Below are 19,900 nucleotides of genomic sequence, written 5' to 3'. Positions count from 1 at the left end.
TCCCCCGAGAGGCCCCCCACATGTCTTCCTCTTCCCTGCCGGTCAGCCGGCGCCGGCTGCTGGCGGCGGCCGGCGCGGCCACGGCCTTCGGCCTGCTGCGGTTCGCCCCCGAGGCCGCCGCGACCGACGGCCCCGGGAGCTACAGCGCGAGCTGGTCCTCCGTGGACCAGCACCCCCCGGCCCCGGCCTGGTTCCAGGACGCCAAGTTCGGCATCTACTACCACTGGGGCGCCTTCAGCGTTCCCGCTTTCGGCAACGAGTGGTATCCGCGCAACATGTACATCGGCGGATCGGCCGAGAACCGCCACCACATCGACACCTACGGCGACCCCTCGGCATGGCCGTACGACAACTTCATCGACGGTGCCCGCGACAAGGCCGGCAACCACGTGCAGTTCGCCCCCAAGCTCGCCTCCCAGGGCGGCAACTTCGACCCGGACGCCTGGGCGCGGCTGTTCAAGTCCGCGGGGGCGAGGTTCGCCGGCCCGGTCGCCGAGCACCACGACGGCTTCTCCATGTGGAACAGCCGCTCCAACCCGTGGAACTCGGTCCGGCACGGACCCGGACTCGACCTCGTGGGACTGCACGCGCAGGCCATCCGCGGGCAGGGGCTGAAATTCATGGCCTCGCTGCACCACGCCTACCACTTCAACGGCTACTACGACCACGTACCGAACCAGTCGGACCCGACGCTGCGCATCCTCTACGGCCAGCAGGGCACGGCGGCGGAGAACAAGCTCTGGTACGACAAGCTGATCGAGATCATCGACGGTTACCAACCCGACCTGGTCTGGCAGGACTTCGACCTGGGCCTGGTGCAGGAGTCGTACCGGCTCCAGTTCCTCGCGCACTACTACAACCAGGCGGTCGCGTGGAACAAGGACGTGGTCGCGACCTACAAGGACGGCCTCGACAACAAGGGCGAGGTGTACGACTTCGAGCGCGGCGGCCCGGCAGGGCTGCTCAGCCCCTACTGGCTGACCGACGACAGCATCTCCTCCTCCAGCTGGTGCTACACGGTGGGCATCGGCTACTACTCCACGCAGGCTCTGCTCCACTCGCTGATCGACCGGGTCGGCAAGGGCGGCAGCATGCTGCTGAACATCGCTCCGATGGCCGACGGCACCATCCCCTCCGGGCAGCAGTCCATCCTGCTCGGCATGGGTGACTGGCTCGGCCGCTTCGGAGAGGCGGTCTACGGCACCCGCTCCTGGGCCGCCTACGGCGAGGGCCCCACCAAGATGGGCGGAGGCGCGTTCAGCGGGCCGGTGGCCGGCACGCCGAAGGACATCCGGTTCACCCGCAGCCAGGACAACAAGGTCCTCTACGCCACCGCCCTGGGCTGGCAGGGCGGAACCATGACCATCACGACGCTCAACTCGAACCAGATCAACCTCAGCGGTCTGACGGGCGCGCAGCTGCTGAACAACACGGCCGGCACCTACGTCAACCTGCCCGCACCGGCCCAGGACGCCTCCGGCCTGCACCTGACCATGCCCTCGTCCACCCCGCCGTTCAGCGCCGTGGCGTACACGGTCAAGCTCACCTTCTCCGGTGAGATCCCCGTCCTCGGCGCGCCGGGCGGCTCCACGACCTGGGTGAAGATCGCCAACGCGACCAGCGGCCTGGTGCTGGACAGCGGAGGGAACGTGGCCTCCGGATCCAGCCTCAAGCAGTGGAACTACGACGGGAGCACCAACCTGCAGTGGCAGCTGATCGACCTCGGCAACGGCTACCACCGCATCATGAACCGCACCAACGGCATGGCCGCCGACAGCTGGGGCGACTCCGCCAACGGCGCTCCCGCCCGCCAGGAGGCGTGGAACGGCGGCAACAACCAGCAGTGGTCGCTCAAGGGCCTCGGTGGCAACCGCTACCAGATCGTCAACCGGGGTACCGGCACCGCCCTCGACGGCAGCGGCAGCACCACCGCCGGCGCCACGACGGTGATGTGGGCGCCGAACTCCAGCACCAACAACGAGTGGACCATCACCGGGGTCTGAAGCGCAGCCCGGGGCTTGCGTCTCCGTCGTCGCGCCACCGCCGCACGCAGCGCCCGTACCCGGCCGACCGGTGCTCCCTGCCCGTCCCCCGACTTCGGAAGAAGGAGTGCATGAAACGCAAATCCCTCTTGACGTCCCTCGTGGCTGCGTTACTTCTGGTACTGGCAGCCGCGGGCCCCTCGTTCAGCAGCGGTCACGGTGCGCCCGCGCCGGCCAGGAACACCGGCGCCGTCCGGGCGACCGCCGGCTGCGGTAAGGCCCCGACGCTGACGAGCGGGGCGCACACGATCCAGAGCGGCGGCCAGACGCGCGATTACATCCTGCGGGTCCCTGCCGGCTACGACAGCAACCATCCCTACCGGCTGATCTTCGGCTTCCACTGGCGGGGCGGCACCGCCAACGACGTCGACTCGGGCGGGACGGACGGGTACAACTGGTCCTACTACGGCCTCCGGCGCCTGGCGGACAACGCGGGCAACGGTACGATCTTCGTCGCCCCCCAGGGCATCGGCAACGGCTGGGCCAACTCCGGCGGCCAGGACGTGGCCTTCGTCGACGCCGTGATCAACCAGATCGAAGCAGGTCTGTGCGTCGACACCACCCAGTTGTTCTCCGCCGGCTTCAGCTACGGCGGCGCGATGTCGTACGCGCTCGCCTGCTCCCGGGCGACGGTCTTCCGCGCGGTCGCCGTCTACTCCGGCGCGAACCTCAGCGGATGCGCCGGCGGCACCCAGCCGATCGCCTACATGGGTCTGCACGGCCTCCGCGACAACGTACTGCCCATCTCGTCCGGACGGGAACTGCGCGACACCTTCGTCCGGAACAACGGCTGCACCCCGCAGAACCCGCCCGAGCCGGCCTACGGCAGCCTGACGCACATCATCACCGCCTACTCCGGATGCAGGTCCGGATACCCCGTCGTCTGGGCCGCGTTCGACGGGGCGGGCCATGACCCCGGTCCCGTGGACGGTTCCACCGGTGACGGCTGGCGCACCTGGACGTCGTCAGCGGTGTGGCAGTTCTTCACCCAGTTCGGCTCGAATCCGCCGCCACCGCCCTCCGGAAACCAGGAGATCGTCGGCCGGCAGTCGGGGCGCTGCCTCGACATCAACAACTCGACCACGGCCAACGGCACGCAGGCACAGCTGTGGGACTGCAACGGCGGCGCCAACCAGCGGTGGACCTACACGGCCGGAAAGCAACTGGTCGTCTACGGCAACAAGTGCCTGGGCACCGGCCAGGCAGCGGGCAACGGTACCCCGGCGACGATCTGGGACTGCACCGGGCAGACGGACCAGCAATGGAACATCAACCCCGACGGCACGATCACAGCGGCGCAGTCGGGGCTCTGCCTGGACGCCAACGGCCAGGGAACCGCGAACGGGACGAAAACCCAGCTGTGGAGCTGCACGGGCGGCGCCAACCAGACCTGGCGCCTGCAGAACTGACACACCGGGGGTCAGGCATGCCCTGGCCCCCGGTTCGACACCTTCGTCAACCAGTAGTTCCCAACCGACGTCAAGGCCGACGGCAGCGAGCCGTCGGGAGCCGCATCAGGCTCACCTGCATGTCGTTGGTGGTGCGGATCGCGGTGGGCGTCACAACGCGTCGGGTGCACACTTCGGGGCGGGATCCTTGGATGCCGGGTGATCCGGACCGCCGGCCGGGGCGGCGGCACGCAGCGCCGCTTCGACCCGGCGGTTGCTGGTCATGGATGCCGTGACGGCCGTCATCGCCAGGAGGAGGGCGGCGGCGGCGTAGAGCGGGGTGCGGATGTCGTAGGTGGCGGCCAGCCAGCCGCCGAGGAAGGCCCCGATGGGGGCTGCGCACATGGCCAGCATGCGGGAGGTGGATGCGACCCGGCCCATCAGGTGGGCCGGGACGATCGCCTGCCGGAGGGAGGGCCCGAGCACCATCGTGGCGCCCATGCCGGCCCCGCAGACGGCGAGCGCCAGCCCGGCCACGTACGGGTTCGGGGCGGCGGCCAGGCCCAGGATGGCAAGCCCTTCGACGGCGGCTGTGCAGGTCAGTGCGGTGCCGGTGCCGAGTCGTCGGCCAAGGTGGGAGGCGATGCCTGCACCGAGCAGGCCCCCGGTGGCCTCCGCCGTGAGGAGCAGGCCGAAGCCGTAAGTGTCGGTACCAAGGCGGTCGTGCGCGAAGAGCGCGAGTACGGTCTCCACAGCGAGGAAGGCGACGTTTCCGACCGCCGGGCGGAGCGCGAGCCCGAGCAACACCCGGTCCCGGAAGACGTACGAGGCCCCGGCCCGCGCCTGCCGAAGCAGCGACTCGCGGATCTCCGGCACGGGCCGGGGCGTGGCGGGAAGCGACCGTACGAGCAGTGCGGAGAGCATGAACGACACCGCGTCGGCGAGCAGGGGAACCGCCCGTCCGAGCGCGAGCAGCGCACTGCCCGCGGGCGGCCCCGCGAAGCCGGACATGGCGGTCTGGGCCCCGCGCAAGCGAGAGTTGGCTCGCTCCAGGAGCGCGGGGTCGCGGCCGAGTAGATCCGGCAGATAGGCCGTGGCGGCCGTGTCGAAGAAGAGCCCGCCGAGGCCGAGCAGGAAGGCGACGGCCGCGAGCAGCGCAATGCTCAGCACGTCGAGCGCGGCCGCTGCCGCCGGTATCGCGAGCAGCACCGCACGCGCCGCGTCCATGACCCACATGGTGCGCCGGCGGTCCCAGCGGTCCACCAGCGCACCGCCGAGCACCCCGAACAGCAGCCACGGCAGCGTCCCGGCTGCCGTGACGACGGCGAGCGCCATCGGATCCCGCGTCAATGCCAAGGCGAGCAGCGGCAGCGCGGCATGCGACACCCCGTCACCGAGCGAGGACACCGTCTGCGCGGTCCACAGCCGTCCGAACCCGGTCGGCAACTTCCGGACCGAGGTCACTCGGCGCTCCCCTCGGCCTGCTCCCGCGGTGCCGGGTGGAACAGCGCGAAGACGAGTGACGCGTCCGGCAGCGAGGGATCGGACAGCTCCCGGTACTCGTCAGCCAGTGCCTGCAACCGCGCCCCCAGCTCCGCGAACTGCTCCCCGGTCAAGCGCAGATGCGCCATCCGTACGTGCCGCTCGCCATCCACCGGCGACGCCTCCAGGTCCGCGACCGCATGCCGCATCAGCACGTCCGGCCCTCCCTCACCCGGATCCGGCAGCACGATCGATCGCGCGGCCATCGCGTAGTACCGCTCGGTGACACCCCGCACCTTCCGCGTCCGTACCACCTTCACCAAGCCGGCCCGTTCCAACAGCCGCACGTGATAGCTGGAACTCCCCTTCGCAAGGCCCACCCGCTCGGCGATCTGCGTAATCGTCGCCGGCTCGAAGCGGAGCAGGGCCATGATCCGGTGGCGCGTGAGATTGGAGACGGCGCGCAGCTGCTCGTCCGTGGTGACGTGAAACGTCTCGGGAAGATCATCAGTAGACATGCGAGTAATGGTCAACGATTCTTGACCATTGAGCAAGGGGATGTCGCAACATCCGCTGTCGGTTCTCGTGAACAAGGCCAGGGCACTGTGTCGGCAGTGGTGCCCACAGCAAGTGGTCCCCTGCAGATCTCGGCAGACGGCCAATGGTGTTGAAGCGCTTCGAAGCCGGCATCGGGGCAGGGTGCTGTCAGGAGAAAGCGCCCAGAAACGAATTGGAAGACAGGCGCGATGTCTTCTGAAGTATCGCTTGCATCAAGGGTGAGGTCGCCCTTAGCCTCTCGGAAACATCGAAGCGCTTCGACGACTCCGTAAGAACAACACATCCTTCCCATAGGGTGCGCCTCCCAGCCCCTGGAACCGCCGCTCCGCACATCACCATGACAGGCGAAGGGCCGCCCACCATGAGCACCGGAATAGGCCGCAGGACTTTCGTGAGCGGCTCCGCCACCGTGGCCGGGGCAGCCGCCCTGACCCCGCTGCCGACCGCCTGCGGCGGCAGCGCCAGCAGCCAGGGCGGAACCAGCAGCAGGAAAGGCGTGAAGGCCGCTCTGCCGGCCTATGCGGCGGGCAGCGCGGCCCAGCCGGACATCCCCTTGTACCGTTCCTGTGCCGCTTGCGCAGTGCGCACAGATCAGCGGTGAGGGCCCCTACGTGGAGCTCGCCGAGTACCTGCACCGGCACAGCCGGCACCGGGTCGAGCAGACCCTCGCCACCCTGGACTGCTTCGACGGCGTCCACGTCGCCCAGCGGGCCACCGCACCGGCCCTGTCCAGCGTCGGCTTGATGGACCCGGTCTGCCCTCCGTCCACGCGGCTGATGCGCCCCGGCTGCACCTCGCACCGTGCGGCCGAGGTCGCCGACTGTCGCGCCGAGGAGCACCGACTGGCGCTTTGTGCGCCGGTGCAGCACGTCCGCGGTCGCGCTGACCCCCTGAACAGTTCGCTGCCGGTGATCCCCTTCGCCGCCGACGACCAGCGCTCCGTCTCGGCCCGAACCGAACCCGTCCTCGACCGACCACTGACGCCCTGACCGAAGGACCGGACCATGACCACCCGTTCTCAGGATGCCCGCTCACGAAGCACCCGCCCGTCGGCCACCGACGCGCTGACGGCCCGGCTCGGTGGTCTGGCCTTCGGCGGCGACTACAACCCCGAGCAGTGGACCGAGGAGGTCTGGAGGCAGGACGACGAGCTGATGCGCACGGCCAGGGTCAACCTGGCCACGGTGGGGGTCTTCTCCTGGGCCCTGCTGGAACCGGAGGAGGGCCGCTACGACTTCACCTGGCTGGACGCCCACCTGGACAGGCTGCACGCCAACGGCGTCGCCGTGGACCTGGCCACCCCGACCGCCTCCCCGCCGCCGTGGTTCTCGCTCGCGCACCCGGACGCCCTGCCGGTCCAGATGGACGGAACCCGGTTCACCCACGGCAGCCGCGACACCTACTGCCTGGCCGCGCCCGCCTACCGCGCCGCTGCCCGCCGCATGGCCGGGGCACTGGCCGAGCGCTATGGCGACCACCCCGCGCTGGCGCTGTGGCACGTCCACAATGAATACGCGTCACTGTGCTGGTGCGACCACACCGCCGAGGCGTTCCGGCTCTGGCTCCGGGCCCGGCACGGGTCCCTGGACGCCCTCAACGAGTCCTGGGGGACGGCGTTCTGGGGCCAGCGCTACGGCACTTGGGAGGAGATCCTGCCGCCCCGCGCCACCCAGTGGCACAAGAACCCCGGGCAGGCGCTGGACTTCCGCCGCTTCTGGTCCGACGAGTCCCTGGCGGCCTTCCGTGAGCAGCGCGACGCGATCCGCGCCGCCAGCGACCGTCCGGTGACCACCAACCTGATGCTGCCCGGCTACCAGACCATCGACCTGTGGGCCTTCGGCCGCGAGGTCGACGTCGTCAGCATCGACCACTACCCCGTCGCGCCGGGCCTGGACGCCGCCGCCGACACCGCCTTCGGCGCCGACAGGGCCCGCTCCTTCGCCGGGGGCGCCCCCTGGCTGCTGATGGAGCAGGGCACCAACACCGTCTATGCCGGTGACCGGGTCCTGGGCAAGGAGCCCGGTGAGATCCTGCGCCACAGTCTCGGCCATGTTGCCAGGGGCTCCGAGGGCGCGCTGTTCTTCCAGTGGCGCCAGTCCTGTGCGGGCGCCGAGCAGTGGCATTCGGCGATGGTGCCGCACGCCGGCCCCGGCAGCCGGATCTTCCGCGAGGTCACCGGGACCGGCGAGGCCGTCGCCCGGCTCGGTGAGGTCGCCGGCTCCACCGTCCACGCCGATGTCGCCGTGCTGCACGACTCCGACGCCTGGTGGGCCATGGACGCCGACGGGCTGCCTTCCGCCGAACTCGACTACCACGGCACACTGCGCCGGGCCCACCGGGCGCTGTGGGACGCCGGTGTCACCGTCGACTTCGCGCATCCCCTGCACGAGCTGGACCGCTACCGGCTGGTCGTGGTCCCGGCGCTGTTCCTGCTCTCCGACGCCGCAGCCGCCGACCTGCGCCGCTACGTCGAGGGCGGCGGCACCCTGCTGGTCCAGTACGCCTGCGCCTACGTGGACGACCGGATGCAGGCACGCCTCGGCGGCTACCCCGCACAGCCGCTGCGCGAGGCGCTGGGCATCCGGGTCGAGGAGTACCGCCCACTGGGACGCGGCGAGCTGATCCGGCTTTCCGAGGGCTCGCAGGCCACCGCCTGGAGCGAACTGCTGCACACCGAGGGCGCCGAGACGATCGCCGCGTACACCGACGGCATGCTCGAGGCCCGCCCGGCGCTGACCCGCCACCGCTTCGGCGCCGGGCAGGGCTGGTATCTCTCCACACGCCTGGAGGACGCCGGCTACGGCGCTCTGATACGCCGGTTGCTCGACGAGGCGGGAGTCACGCCCGACGTTCCGGGCCTGCCGGCCGGCGTGGAGGCCGTGACCCGGCACGCGCCCGACGGCCGCAGCTGGCAGTTCCTGATCAACCACGCCACGGCAGCCGTACGACTGCCGAACCCGGCCCACGATCTGCTCACCGGCACCATCGCCCACGAACTGACTCCGGGTGGCTGCGCGGTGCTGCGCAACTCGTGACCACGCATCCTGCCCGACCAGCTGGACCGTGCCGCCAGGCCCGACCGCGCGCCCTGCCGCTGTGCATCTCCCCCGTACCGAAAGGACCTCCTGGCGTGTCAGACACCCGCCCCACCAACCCCGTGATCCCCGGATTCCACCCCGATCCGAGCATCTGCCGCGTCGGCGACGACTACTACCTGGTCTGCTCCAGCTTCGAGTACTTCCCCGGCATCCCCGTCTTCCACAGCCGCGACCTGGCGCACTGGACGCAGATCGGCAACGCCCTCGACCGGGCGAGCCAGTTGGAGCTGCCGGCCGACACGCCGTCCTCCGCCGGGATCTACGCCCCCACCCTGCGTCACCACGACGGCCGCTTCTGGCTGATCGTCACCAATGTGCGCGAGGGCGCCGGCAATATCGTCGTCTCCGCCACCGACCCCGCCGGTCCCTGGTCGGATCCGGTCCGGCTGCCCGGCGTGCCCGGTATCGACCCCGATCTGGCCTGGGACGAGGACGGCACGTGCTGGTGCACCGTCGCCGGGGTCGCGCAGGTCAGGATCGATCTGGAGACGGGGGAGACGCTCGGGCCGCCGGAGAAGTTGTGGTCGGGCGCGCCGGGCGCCAAGGCCCCGGAGGCGCCGCACCTGTACCGGATCGGGGAGTACTGGTATCTGCTCATCGCCGTGGGAGGCACCGAGCGCGGCCACGGTGTGGCGATCGCCCGCAGCAACGCGCCCAGCGGCCCGTTCGAGCCGTGCCCGGCCAACCCGATCCTCACCCATCGCGGCACCGACCATCCCGTGCAGAACACCGGGCACGCGGACCTGGTCCAGGCCCCGGACGGCTCCTGGTGGATGGTCATGCTCGGGGTACGTCCGGGCGGCGGCACCCCCGGCTGGCACGTGCTCGGCCGGGAGACCTTCCTGGCGCCCGTCACCTGGGTGGACGATTGGCCGGTCGTCGGCGAGGTCACGCTGGAACTGCCGAAGTTCCCGTGGCCGCTGGCCCCCGGCCCCGTCGAGGAACAGCGCGACGACTTCGAGCTGAGCGAACTGCGCCCGTCGTGGATCTCGCTGCGCGACCGCCCGGCCGAGCACGTCACCACCAGGGAACGCCCGGGCTGGCTGACGCTCCGCGCCCGGGGCGGCTCCCTGGACGAGGCCGACGTCATCTTCACCGGCCGGCGCCAGCAGCACCTGGCGTGCCGCGCGCGCACCCTCATCGACCCCTCGCAGGGATGCGGGGGTCTGGCCGTACGGCTGGACGAACGGCATCACTACGCGGTCGAGGCGGACGGCACCGAGGTACGGGTCATCGCCCGCATCGGCACCTTGCGCACGGTCGTCGCCGCGGAGCCCCTGCCCGAGGGGCCGGTCGTCCTGGGCGTCACGATCGCCGACCCGCCGCCTCCGCACGACGCCCGCACCGGACCCGACGCCGTCTCCCTCGGCTTCGAACGGCCCGACGGCACGTTCACCACGCTCGCCACCCTCGACGGACGCTACCTGTCGACCGAGGTCGCGGGCGGCTTCACCGGTCGCGTCATCGGCATGTACGCGGCGACCGGGACCGCCCACTTCGACTGGTTCGACTACGAGCCCAACGGCCGCTGAACCAGTCGCTCGAGTGGGATCCCGCCGAGGGCGAGGCGGCTCCTCCTTCGGCGGGATCGTTCAAGGCCGCGCGTCACGCTCCGGCAGCCCGTCGCGCCATGAGCATCGATCCGACCACTATCCGCACGAACCGGTCGAAAGGTACGAAAGCGTGGAGCCTGAAGACGGTCGCAGCCGCGATCGGCTCCGTCCGATGACGGCTTGGGTCGACCGCGCAGACGGGGTTCTCCGGCAAAAGGCTCCACGGGCGTCCCCGCTGTACTACCGCCGGGCCGCCCCCAACGGCGCGCTCAGAGCGTGGAGTCCCGGTGCGAGCCCGTCGTGAAGGCGAGGATGTCGGGCACCGCCTCGTGCAGGCTCGCGAAGTGGCGGTGCACGCCGTCCACCTGGACCGGGGCGTTGACTCCCCACACCGTCATACCGGCCCGCAGCCCGGACTCGACTCCGGATGGCGCGTCCTCGATGACCAGGCAGTCCTCCGGCTTGGCGCCCAGTCGTTCGGCGGCCAGCAGGTAGGGAACTGGTGACGGCTTTCCTTCCACTACTGCGGCGGCATCCACGAGCACGCCCGGAACCGGTAGCCCTGTCCGGGCGAACCGCCCGCGCACCCGATGCTCGTAGTTCGAAGTCACCAGCGCCCAGCAGCCTGAGGGCAGGCGGGTCAGCAGCTCGGATGCACCGTCGAAAGCGGCATAGACACCGGACCGGACGTCCTCGTCCTCGAGTTCATGCAACGCGGCCAGGCACTCCCGCGGGTCCTGGTCCGGGACCACCGCCGCGAAGGTCTCCATAGGCCGCGTACGCAGCGCCACTCGGCAGACCGCGGCGGGGTCGAGTCCGTAGCGTGCCGCCCAGATCTCCCAGACGTGGCGCTGGTTGGCCACCGCGTCGATCAACGTCCCGTCGACATCGAAGAGGACATACTTCGCGGAACCCGGCGGGGTATGTTCGCTGCTCACGCCGAGATCATCTCATCAGCTCGCCAAGCCGGCCGTTGCGGGACGATCCGCAATGGTGGTTTCAGTGGTCGTCAGAGGTCGGTGCGCGCATGCCCGGCCGGCCGCGCCTGGAGGCGGCTCCACTCATCGGGCCCCCTCGGAGCGATCGTCTAGGCTGGCGCGATGACTGACGAGCAGGAGCCGGTGCAGCCGTCGGGAGTGTGGGCCACGGCGGTGGGGGTGGCCAGAGTGCGGGCGCTGGAGACCCAGCGGGAGAACGCGCTGTTCCGCGACCCACTGGCACAGGCCTTCGCCGCCGCCGGCGGCCTGTGGCCCTCCTCGCCGCCGCTGCCCGATGACGAGGCCGCGCGACGCCGCCGGCTGGCCGTGTCGTTCTCCATCGTCATCAGGACGAAGTTCCTCGACGACCTGTTGCAGCAGGCCTGCGCGTCCGGGATCCGGCAGGTCGTGCTGCTCGGCGCCGGCATGGACAGCCGGGCCTTCCGGATGGAATGGCCCGCGGGCACCCGGCTGTTCGAGGTCGACACCGCCGCCCCACTGGATTTCAAGGCTTCGGTGCTGCGCCAGGAGCGGGCCGTCGCGCGCTGCGAGCGGATCACCGTCGCGGTGGATCTGCGTGAGGACTGGCCAGGCGCGCTGGCCGCCGCAGGGCACGACCCGGCCGTGCCGACCGTGTGGATCGCCGAAGGACTGCTGATCTATCTGCCCGAGGCTGCGGTGGAGCTACTGCTGGCCCGGATCAGCACGCAGTCGGCGGCAGGCAGTCGGATGGGGCTGACGTTGGGCTCGCGAGGCGTGATCGAGCGCTTCGGCGCGGACGCCGTGCCGGGATCGGCGGCGTCCATGTGGGTCTCGGAGATGCCCGACGACCCGGTCGGCTGGCTGGCCGGGCACGGCTGGGAGGCCGACAGCCACACCCTGGGCGAGTGCGCCGCCGCCTACGGACGCCCGATCAGCACCCCGCCGCAACGCGAGGAACGGCCCGGCGGACTGATCTCGGCGGTCCGCCGGTAGAAAGTCTCCCCGTTCGGGCGGCCTGTCCGGGGCGCGGGCGCTGGTCTGGGCGAACACACGGCTCCTACCTGATTTGCTCATGATCTGCCTTTGCCGGGCACGCTCGTCGTGGCGTCGTGGCGTCGTGGCGTCGTGGCGGGTGCGGAGACCTCGTCCGCGAGGAGGGATCATGCGAGCGCGTGACTTTCGCCGCGCAGGTACCCGGGCGCGTGACGGCCGGGGCTGACGGCGGGCGGGGGCCGACCTGCCTTCCCCGGTTCCTCCGCGGCGAGCTTCACCGCTGAAGGCCCTCTGGCGACGTCGGCTCCGGTGCCGGCAGACGGCGGCCGCAGTACGTCATCACCAGATGCTGGACCCCCAACGTGACACCCAGGCCGAGCCACAGCGCGTTGCCGTCGAACGGCTCACCGAACGCGGCTTGCGCGACGGCGCCCAGTGCCAGCTTGAGGGCGACGGTGGCGAGCCACAGCAGCAGCGTGTCCCGACCGCCCCTGCGGTACAGCCGTCCGTCCGCTTCCCGCCAGATCAGCATGGTGCGACCCCGTAGGACGCCGGCTACGACCGAAATGACCAGCCCGGCCACGAGGAACGCGATTCCGGCAAAGGTCGTGCGGCTCGGACCTGGCGGAACACAGCCACGGATGACGAGGAGGGCGACCCATGCGTAGGTCGGTGACCGTACCGGCCGCGCGGAGAACTGACTCCACACGATGACGGCAGTGACGCCGCTGACGAACAGCAGACCGGGCGTCACCGATCTGTGGACCTTCCGGTCAAGTACGTGGCGAGCGCGGACGACAGCGCGGCACGGAAGGCGGCGGCATGGGCCGGGTCGTCCGGGTCGTGTCCGAGCCCGGCGAGCCAGGAACGGTTGCCCAGCGCGTATCCGTACGCGGCGGACAGTGCCAGCAGGACGACGGCCTCGATCCGGTCCCGGTCCGGCCCGCCCGGGCCCGGCAGGACGAGCCGGATGCCGGCCTCCATCGCGTCGACCAACTCGGACAGCCCCTGTGACGACGTGCCGACGTCCTCGGCGTGGAGACTGGACCAGGCGAACAGGCGTACATAGCGCTCGTCCGCAAGCGCCTCGAACAGCACCTGGGTCATGTCGTCCGCGTACGGTACGCCGCGATCGGCACGCATCCGTTCGCGTACGCGCTCCCGCTGCCGCTCGTTCTCGCGCCGCAGTACGGCCCGGACCAGCGCGCCGTAGGTGCCGAAATAGTGGGTCACCAGGCCGTGGGAGACGCCAACCGCCTCCGCGACCCGGCGCAGGCCCACGCCGTCCGGCCCGTACCGGGCGATCAGCTCGGCGGCGGCGTCCAGAATCTCCTCGCGTGCCTGTTCCGGCGTGCGCCTTCGCCGTCGCCCCGTCATACCGCCTCCTTATTGGCAAGGGTGACAATAAGTTCTCGGTGAGGGCGCCGACAAGAGCGCCGTGACCCCCTGAGCCGATTGCGCTGCCGGGCTGTGCCGATCCTCGGCGTCGGGATCACGCCGGCTCCTGCGGCAGAGGCGAGCCGTCCGGCCGCGCCGGAGCGGGACGGACGGCCGTCGGCTCACACCAGCAGTTCTGCCGCTGTGGGCGGGTCTGCTCCTTCACGCCCGCAGGTGAGCGCGGCTACCCGGGCGGCCACCGCCAGCGCCTCGCCGAGGACCGCGGGCAGTCGATCGGTGTCCGTCGCCGCGCGCAGGGCCGTGCGGGCTGCCGCTGCCTCGGCTCCCGGGCCGCCCCCCAGCAACCCGGCGTGCAGCAGCCGGCCGACCAGTCCGGCCATGAACGCGTCGCCCGCCCCCACGGTGTCCCTCACCCGGACCGGCACCGGCACGACGTCCTGGCAGCCGTGTCGCCACCAGGCCCGGGCGCCGTTCGCTCCCAAGGTGAGGACGACGAGCGCCGGGCCGCTTCGTGCCCAGCGGGCCGCCGTCTCGTCCGGACTCTCGCCCGGATGGAGCCAGGCCAGGTCTTCTTCGCTCGCCTTCACCACGTCGCTGATGGCGACGAGCTGTTCCACCCGTTCACGCTCCCGCTCCGCGGAGCGGAGCAGCGCGGGCCTCGGATTGGGGTCGTAGGAGAGGGTGGCGCAGGCCCGCAGGGCGCCCAGCGTGCTGAAGACCTGGTCGGCTCCCGGATCGAGGGCGGTAGCGACGGATCCGGTGTGGACGTGCGCCGGCGGGCCGTCGCGCACTGCTTCCTCGACGGCCGCCGGCAGTGCCCAGGTGATGTCGAAGGTGTAGCTCGCGGCGCCCGCGGCATCGAGTACGGCGGTCGCCGTGGAGGTGGCGGCGTCGACCACGGATCCCGGTGACAACTCGACCCCGCTGCCCTCCAGATGCTTTCGGAGCAGGCCGCCGAAGTGGTCGTGTCCCAGGCGGGTGGCGAGCCGGACCGGGTGGCCGAGCCTGCCCAGGCCCACCGCCACGTTGGCGGGGCTGCCACCGGGACGGCTCCGGCGCGAGCCGTCGGGGCCCGCGATGACGTCCATCAGTGCTTCGCCGATGACGATCGCGGGGAGCCCGGGGGCCGCTGGGTCCCGTGCGCCGGTCAGGACTTCGGGCGCAGGGTCTGTGCGGGTCCGGCCGTGCCCGCGTCCGGTACTCCCGGTCACGGCAGTACCTGGATCTTCCGGCCCTTTCCCGCCTGGAACCGCCGCAGGGCTTCGGCGTAGTCCGCCAGCGGCAGCCGGTCGCTGATGAAGATCTCCGGGTCGAGCACTCCTGCGGCGAACAGTTCGGCGGCGCGCTCGTAGCTGTGCAGGACCGCCATCGAGCCGGTGATGGTGATCTCCTCGTTGTAGATCCGGTACGGGTCGATGGTGGCCCGGGTCGCGTAGTCGGCGACACCGAACTGGAGGTACGTGCCCCCCTTGCCGACGCGGCCGAGGGCGTCCTGGATGGCGTGGGCATTGCCCGTGGCGTCGATGACCACGTCCCAGCCGCGCGGGCGCTCGAGCGCTTCGGCGGTGGTCACCGCGTTGCTGCAGCCGAGCGTGCGGGCGGTGGCGAGCCGGTCGTCGTTGAGGTCGACCATGTCGACGGTGGCCGCCCCGGTGCGCTTGGCGAGTTCCAGCATCATCAGGCCCATGGTGCCCGAGCCGTAGATCAGCACATTGCTGGCGAGCGTGCTGCGCAGGATGTCGTAGCCGCGTACCGCGCACGACAGCGGTTCGATGAGGGCGGCGTCCTCGGTGCGGACGTGCTCGGGAAGCCTCACGCAGTTGGCGGCGGGGGCGGCCGTGTACTGTGCCGCGCCGCCGGGGACGGTGACACCGATGGCGTTCCAGCGCTCGCACATGTTGCCGCGCCCTATACGGCAGTAGTGGCACTCGTGGCAGTACAGAGAGGGATCGACGGCGACCCGGTCGCCGACGGCCAGGCCGCGTACTTCCGAGCCCAGGGCGACGACCTCGCCGGCGAACTCGTGCCCGGGAACAATGGGCAGGGCGGGTGCGAACTCGCCTCGCAGGATGTGGAGATCGGTGCCGCACAGGCCGCAGGCCGACACCTCGATCACTACCTGCCCGGGGCCGGGGGTCGGGTCGTCGACGGTCTCGACGCCGACCTGGCCGGGCGAGCTGATGACGGCGGCTTTCACTTGACTGCTCCGAGGGACAGGCCCTGGACAAGCTTGTCCTGGGCGGCGAATCCGGCGATGAGGACCGGCAGGGAGACGCAGACGGCGGCGGCGCACACCTTGGCCAGGAAAAGGCCCTGGCTGGTGACGAAGCCGGTGAGGAACACGGGTGCGGTACCGGCGACGACACCGGTGAGCACACGTGCGAACAGCAGTTCGTTCCAGCTGAAGATGAAGCAGATCAGCGAGGTGGCGGCGATGCCGGGGGCGACGACCGGCGCGACGATCCGGGCGAGGACGGTGGGCAGTCCCGCGCCGTCGATGGCGGCCGCCTCCAGGATCTCGACGGGCACCTCGGCGAGGAACGAACGCATCATCCACACCGCGATCGGAAGATTCATCGAGGTGTAGAGGACGACCAGCAGCACGACGTTGTCGAGCAGACCGCTGTTCTTGGCGATCAGATAGACCGGCAGCAGTCCGGCCACCGCGGGCAGCATCTTGGTGGACAGGAAGAAGAACATCGCGTCCGTCCACTTGCGCACCGGCTTGATGGACAGCGCGTAGGCGGCCGGGATGGACAGCACCAGCACCAGGAGCGTCGACAGGACGCTCGCGGAGAAGGAGTTGATCAGCGGCGGCCAGGGGGAGACACCGGTACTCGCGCCGAAGAACTCCCGGTAGCCCCCCAGGGTGAGCGGTGCCCCCAGGCTCGGTGGGTTGGTCGCGGCGTCGGACTCGCTGTGCAGCGACGTGAGCAACATCCAGGCGACCGGAAGGAAGAACACGACTCCGCAGAGCCACGCCAGCAGGCCCAGCGCGCCGCGCCGGCGCCGGGCCCCGCCGGGGCTGCGCGCGGGGCGGGTGGTCAGGGCCGCGCCCATCAGCGGGTCTCCTCTCGGAGCAGCGACGAGACCGTCCTGAGCGCGAAGCTGCCCACGAGGAGGGAGCAGAGGACGACGATGACGCCTTCCGCGGAGGCCTGCCCGTAGTCATGCGCCTGGTAGAAGGTCTCGTAGACGGTGTAGGGCAGGTTGGCGGTGCCCAGGCCGCCGCCGGTGAGCGTGAAGACGGCGTCGAAGTTCTGCACCACGTAGATGCTGCCGAGCAGGGAGGCCAGCTCGAGATAGCGGCGCAGGTGCGGGAAAGTGAGGTGGCGGAAGATTTGCCAGGTCGTCGCACCGTCCACCCGGGCCGCCTCGACGGCGTCCATGGGGCGGCTCTGCAGCCCGGCCAGCAGGATCAGCATCATGAACGGCGTCCACTGCCAGATCAGCGACGCCTCCACGGACATCAGCGGCAGCGAGGACAGCCAGTCGGGCTGCGGCGCGCTGTCGCTGCCGAACAGGCCCCACAGCCAGGTCAGCGATCCGTTGAACAGCCCGTAGGTGGCGTTGTACAGCGCGTGCTTCCACAGCAGGGCGGAGGCCACGGGCACGACGAGGAACGGCGTGATCAGCATGGTGCGGACGATGCCGCGGCCGCGGAACCGACGGTCGAGGAGCAGGGCCAGCCCCAGGCCGAGTACCAGGCTGACCAGCACCACGGTGGCCGTCAGCATGACGGTCGTCAGCAGGGAGGAACGCAGCTGCGGGTCGGTGACCGCGTCCTTGTAGTTGTGCAGGCCCGCGAAGGCGCGGTTGTCCGGGTCGAGTGCGTTCCAGCGCATGAACGAGATCGCCACGGTGCCGACGAACGGCAGCTGGGTGACCACGATCATGAAGATCAGGGCCGGGAGCAGCGGGGCCCTCCGGGCCCATGCCCTGCGAGATCGCCGCGGGGGCGCCGCCTGTTCCGCGATCCGCGGCGCTCGGGTACGCCCGGTGAGCGAATGAGTGAGGGTCATCGGTGTGTCTCCGCTGTGCTTCCGTCCCGTCGGTGCCGCGGGGGCGGGACCGGGGGACCGGGAAGGTCGGGGGGATCGGGGAGGGATCACTTGTCCGCGTACTTGGCGGCGACCTTCTCGGCGAGCGTCTGACCGGACTTCAGCGCCTGCTCGACACCGGTCCTGCCGGCGATGGCGGAGCTGATCTGCTGGGAGACCTGCGTGCCCAGGTCGGTGAACTCGGGGATGCCGACGAACTGGATGCCGGGGGCGGGCCGGGGCTGCACGCCGGGGTTGTGCGGGTCGGCGGACTTCAGTGCGTTCGCCGTGGCCTCGGCGAAGGCCGAGGCCGCGGCGACGTACCGCGGGTTGGCGTAGGTGGAGTTCCGCTTGCCCGCCGGGACCCGGGACCAGCCGAGCTTCCTGCCCACCAGGTCCTCGTACTGCTTGCCGGACGCCCAGGAGATGAACTTCCAGGCGTCGTCATGGTGCTTGCTCGCCTTCTGCAGGCCCCAGGCCCAGGTGTAGAGCCAGCCCGAACTCCTGGTCCGGTCGACCGGCGCGGGCGCGTAGCCCATCTTCCCGGCCACCGGCGACCCGCCGGCTTCGAGCGACCCGGCCGCGGAGGTCGCGTCGTACCACATGGCGGCCTTGCCCTGCTCCACGTTGTTGAGGCACTCGGCGAACCCGGACTGCGGCGCGCCCGTCTCGCCGTGGGCTCGTACGAGGTCGACGTAGAACTTGGTCGCCCTGGCGAAGGCGGGGCTGTCGACCCTGGCCTTCCAGTCCTTGTCGAACCAGGTGCCGCCCATGGTGTTGACCACCGTGGTCAGGGGAGCCATGACCTCGCCCCATCCCGGGAGGCCGCGCAGGCAGATGCCCTTCATCTCGGGCCTGGCGCCGTCGGCCTTGGCGGCCAGGGCGGCCACCTGCCGCCAGGTGGGGCGGGCCGGCATGGTCAACCCCTTCTCCTTGAAGACGTCCTTGCGGTACATCAGGAAGGACGACTCGCCGTAGAACGGCTCGGCGTACATCTGGCCGGACGCCGTCAGGGACTGCCGCAGGGCGGGCAGGACGTCGTTCTGGTCGAAGGCGGCGTCCTTCTTCGCGTACGAGGTCAGCGGCGCGAGCCAGCCGTTCCTCGCGTAGATCGGCGTCTCGTAGTTGCTGATCGTCGCCACGTCGTACTGGCCGGCCTGGCTGGAGAAGTCCTGGGTGATCTTGTCGCGGACGTCGTTCTCCGGCAGCACCGTGAAGTTGACCTTGATGCCGGTCTTCTTGGTGAAGTTGGCCGCCGTGAGCTTCTGCAGGTCAGCCATCTGCGGGTTGTTCACCATCAGCACGTTGATGGAGTGCGAGCCGGAGCCGCCCCCTGCGCCACCGGCGCCCGCGCACGCTGTGAGCAGTGCGCCGCACACGGCCAGCGCGCCCAAGGGCACGGCACTCCGCGGAACAGTCGGTCTCGAAGCCATGATCTTCCCTTTCATGGAATGTCGGGTGGGGCGGCGAAGAGCACGGAGAATGTGGGATCGGGCAGACGGTCGTGTCCGGCGGGTGTAGCCAGGGAGGTGCCGTCGGCGCGGCTCCGGCGGAGCCGTCCCCGGCGGTGGGCAGTGGGCTGAGCGGGTCAGACCCGGTGGACGCGGGGCCCCATCAGTGAGTAGCGGTGCGCCTCGGCGCTGGACAGTCCGGTGTCGGTGACGATGGCCTCGAAGTCACCCACCCCGGCGAAGCGGCAGAAGCTGCTCGCGCCGAACTTGCTGTGGTGCCCCATGAACACACGCCGGCGCGACACGGTCAGCGCCTTGGCCTTGACGTCGGCCACCACCGGATCGGGGGTGGTCAGGCCGAGCTCCCGGGAAATCCCGTTCGACCCCAGGAAGGCCAGGTCGATCACGAATTGCTCGAGCATGGCGCAGGTCCATGAGCCGACCGTGGCCAGGGTTCGCGCCCGGACCCGGCCGCCGAGGAGCAGGACGGTGACCTGCGGAGAGTCCGCGATCGCCGCCGCGGTGGACAGTGACGCGGTGACCACGGTCAGGGGGCGGTCACCGGGGAGGAGCGCGGCGAGGAGCTGGGGGGTGTAGCCCTCGTCCACGAACACGGTCTCCGCGTCACCGAGGAGTTTGACCGCCTCCGCGGCGATCCGGCGCTTGTCCTTGACGTGCAGGGTCTCTCGTTCGGGCAGGCCCGTCTCGAAGCCCGCGCCCTCGACGGGATAGGCACCGCCGTAGTTGCGGCGCAGCAGGCCCCTGCGTTCCAGGACCCTGAGGTCGCGACGGATGGTCTCCGGCGCGACGGCCAGGTCGACGGCCGTGGTGGTGACCTCGACACGTCCCTGGTGACGAGCGAGCGCGAGAATCCGGCTCTGACGCTCTTCGGCGTTCACCGCACGCACCTGGCCTTCCGTACCCGGTCCGGGCACGGC

Annotated in this window: 17 protein-coding genes; 6 read left to right on the top strand and 11 right to left on the bottom strand. The window is 70.6% G+C overall.

Annotation, left to right across the window (positions count from 1 at the left end; all coding sequences use genetic code 11):
* Positions 1-20 precede the first annotated feature (20 nt).
* Both ACGFT1_RS02245 and ACGFT1_RS02240 read left to right on the top strand, forming a co-directional pair.
* Positions 21-2,003 (top strand): alpha-L-fucosidase, encoded by a 1,983-nt coding sequence (locus ACGFT1_RS02245; protein ID WP_373907116.1) that lies wholly within the window; start codon positions 21-23, stop codon positions 2,001-2,003.
* Between the two features lie 110 nt (positions 2,004-2,113).
* Positions 2,114-3,451: a ricin-type beta-trefoil lectin domain protein gene (locus ACGFT1_RS02240; RefSeq protein WP_373907115.1), complete on the top strand. Its 1,338-nt coding sequence runs from the start codon at positions 2,114-2,116 to the stop codon at positions 3,449-3,451.
* A gap of 150 nt (positions 3,452-3,601) precedes the next feature.
* Here ACGFT1_RS02240 and ACGFT1_RS02235 read toward each other — a convergent pair whose 3' ends face one another.
* Together ACGFT1_RS02235 and ACGFT1_RS02230 are read right to left on the bottom strand one after the other, a co-directional pair.
* Positions 3,602-4,876 (bottom strand): MFS transporter, encoded by a 1,275-nt coding sequence (locus tag ACGFT1_RS02235; RefSeq protein ID WP_373907647.1) that lies wholly within the window; start codon positions 4,874-4,876, stop codon positions 3,602-3,604.
* Between the two features lie 14 nt (positions 4,877-4,890).
* Positions 4,891-5,430 carry an ArsR/SmtB family transcription factor gene (locus ACGFT1_RS02230; protein WP_373907114.1) on the bottom strand — a complete coding sequence of 180 codons (540 nt, stop codon included), beginning with the start codon at positions 5,428-5,430 and terminating at the stop codon, positions 4,891-4,893.
* Between the two features lie 606 nt (positions 5,431-6,036).
* Here ACGFT1_RS02230 and ACGFT1_RS02225 point away from each other — a divergent pair.
* The 3 genes from ACGFT1_RS02225 (at position 6,037) to ACGFT1_RS02215 (ending at position 10,100) form a co-directional block, all read left to right on the top strand.
* On the top strand, positions 6,037-6,459 hold the full coding sequence (locus tag ACGFT1_RS02225; protein ID WP_373907113.1) for an acetylxylan esterase: 423 nt from the start codon (positions 6,037-6,039) through the stop codon (positions 6,457-6,459).
* A gap of 15 nt (positions 6,460-6,474) precedes the next feature.
* Entirely contained in the window at positions 6,475-8,505 is a 2,031-nt protein-coding gene (locus ACGFT1_RS02220) for a beta-galactosidase (protein ID WP_373907112.1), read from the top strand.
* 95 nt (positions 8,506-8,600) lie between these two features.
* Positions 8,601-10,100, top strand: coding sequence for a glycoside hydrolase family 43 protein (locus ACGFT1_RS02215; protein WP_373907111.1), 1,500 nt, complete (start codon positions 8,601-8,603; stop codon positions 10,098-10,100).
* A 290-nt stretch (positions 10,101-10,390) separates the two neighbouring features.
* Here the strand turns inward: ACGFT1_RS02215 and ACGFT1_RS02210 are convergent, their stop codons facing one another.
* Positions 10,391-11,059, bottom strand: a complete 669-nt coding sequence (locus ACGFT1_RS02210; RefSeq protein WP_373907110.1) for an HAD family hydrolase — start codon at positions 11,057-11,059, stop codon at positions 10,391-10,393.
* A gap of 162 nt (positions 11,060-11,221) precedes the next feature.
* Between ACGFT1_RS02210 and ACGFT1_RS02205 the strand changes: the two genes are divergently transcribed.
* Entirely contained in the window at positions 11,222-12,073 is an 852-nt protein-coding gene (locus ACGFT1_RS02205; RefSeq protein WP_373907109.1) for a class I SAM-dependent methyltransferase, read from the top strand.
* Between the two features lie 274 nt (positions 12,074-12,347).
* On the opposite strand, the gene ACGFT1_RS02200 is transcribed toward ACGFT1_RS02205, so the two are convergent.
* The 8 genes from ACGFT1_RS02200 to ACGFT1_RS02165 all read right to left on the bottom strand — a co-directional run bounded on the left by ACGFT1_RS02200 (position 12,348) and on the right by ACGFT1_RS02165 (position 19,861).
* The gene (locus ACGFT1_RS02200) at positions 12,348-12,827 is read right to left on the bottom strand and encodes a hypothetical protein (RefSeq protein WP_373907108.1); all 480 of its coding nucleotides are present in this window, start codon (positions 12,825-12,827) and stop codon (positions 12,348-12,350) included.
* The gene (locus tag ACGFT1_RS02195; protein WP_373907107.1) at positions 12,824-13,450 is read right to left on the bottom strand and encodes a TetR/AcrR family transcriptional regulator; all 627 of its coding nucleotides are present in this window, start codon (positions 13,448-13,450) and stop codon (positions 12,824-12,826) included. The genes ACGFT1_RS02200 and ACGFT1_RS02195 overlap by 4 nt, the downstream gene beginning before the upstream one ends.
* A 182-nt stretch (positions 13,451-13,632) precedes the next feature.
* Entirely contained in the window at positions 13,633-14,574 is a 942-nt protein-coding gene (locus ACGFT1_RS02190; RefSeq protein WP_373907646.1) for a PfkB family carbohydrate kinase, read from the bottom strand.
* Between the two features lie 104 nt (positions 14,575-14,678).
* Positions 14,679-15,668 (bottom strand): zinc-dependent alcohol dehydrogenase family protein, encoded by a 990-nt coding sequence (locus ACGFT1_RS02185; RefSeq protein WP_373907106.1) that lies wholly within the window; start codon positions 15,666-15,668, stop codon positions 14,679-14,681.
* Positions 15,665-16,531: a carbohydrate ABC transporter permease gene (locus ACGFT1_RS02180; RefSeq protein WP_373907105.1), complete on the bottom strand. Its 867-nt coding sequence runs from the start codon at positions 16,529-16,531 to the stop codon at positions 15,665-15,667. Before ACGFT1_RS02180 ends, ACGFT1_RS02185 begins: the two co-directional genes overlap by 4 nt.
* Positions 16,531-17,493, bottom strand: coding sequence for a carbohydrate ABC transporter permease (locus ACGFT1_RS02175; protein ID WP_373907104.1), 963 nt, complete (start codon positions 17,491-17,493; stop codon positions 16,531-16,533). Before ACGFT1_RS02175 ends, ACGFT1_RS02180 begins: the two co-directional genes overlap by 1 nt.
* A gap of 86 nt (positions 17,494-17,579) precedes the next feature.
* Positions 17,580-18,944, bottom strand: coding sequence for a sugar ABC transporter substrate-binding protein (locus ACGFT1_RS02170; RefSeq protein WP_373907103.1), 1,365 nt, complete (start codon positions 18,942-18,944; stop codon positions 17,580-17,582).
* A 155-nt stretch (positions 18,945-19,099) separates the two neighbouring features.
* A complete protein-coding gene (locus ACGFT1_RS02165; RefSeq protein WP_373907102.1) occupies positions 19,100-19,861 on the bottom strand; it encodes a DeoR/GlpR family DNA-binding transcription regulator in 762 nt (253 codons plus the stop codon).
* Between the last annotated feature and the right edge of the window lie 39 nt (positions 19,862-19,900).

It is taken from the genome of Streptomyces sp. Y20 (assembly GCF_043195475.1).
Taxonomy (GTDB): domain Bacteria; phylum Actinomycetota; class Actinomycetes; order Streptomycetales; family Streptomycetaceae; genus Streptomyces.
This window is presented reverse-complemented; position numbering and strand designations above follow the sequence as displayed.

Bases quoted from the DNA above. Each gene is read 5' to 3' on its own strand.
- ACGFT1_RS02170 (WP_373907103.1), bottom strand. From the start codon at position 18,944: ATGGCTTCGAGACCGACTGTTCCGCGGAGTGCCGTGCCCTTGGGCGCG.
- ACGFT1_RS02230 (WP_373907114.1), bottom strand. From the start codon at position 5,430: ATGTCTACTGATGATCTTCCCGAGACGTTTCACGTCACCACGGACGAG.
- ACGFT1_RS02240 (WP_373907115.1), top strand. From the start codon at position 2,114: ATGAAACGCAAATCCCTCTTGACGTCCCTCGTGGCTGCGTTACTTCTG.
- ACGFT1_RS02220 (WP_373907112.1), top strand. From the start codon at position 6,475: ATGACCACCCGTTCTCAGGATGCCCGCTCACGAAGCACCCGCCCGTCG.
- ACGFT1_RS02180 (WP_373907105.1), bottom strand. From the start codon at position 16,531: ATGGGCGCGGCCCTGACCACCCGCCCCGCGCGCAGCCCCGGCGGGGCC.
- ACGFT1_RS02245 (WP_373907116.1), top strand. From the start codon at position 21: ATGTCTTCCTCTTCCCTGCCGGTCAGCCGGCGCCGGCTGCTGGCGGCG.
- ACGFT1_RS02175 (WP_373907104.1), bottom strand. From the start codon at position 17,493: ATGACCCTCACTCATTCGCTCACCGGGCGTACCCGAGCGCCGCGGATC.
- ACGFT1_RS02205 (WP_373907109.1), top strand. From the start codon at position 11,222: ATGACTGACGAGCAGGAGCCGGTGCAGCCGTCGGGAGTGTGGGCCACG.
- ACGFT1_RS02195 (WP_373907107.1), bottom strand. From the start codon at position 13,450: ATGACGGGGCGACGGCGAAGGCGCACGCCGGAACAGGCACGCGAGGAG.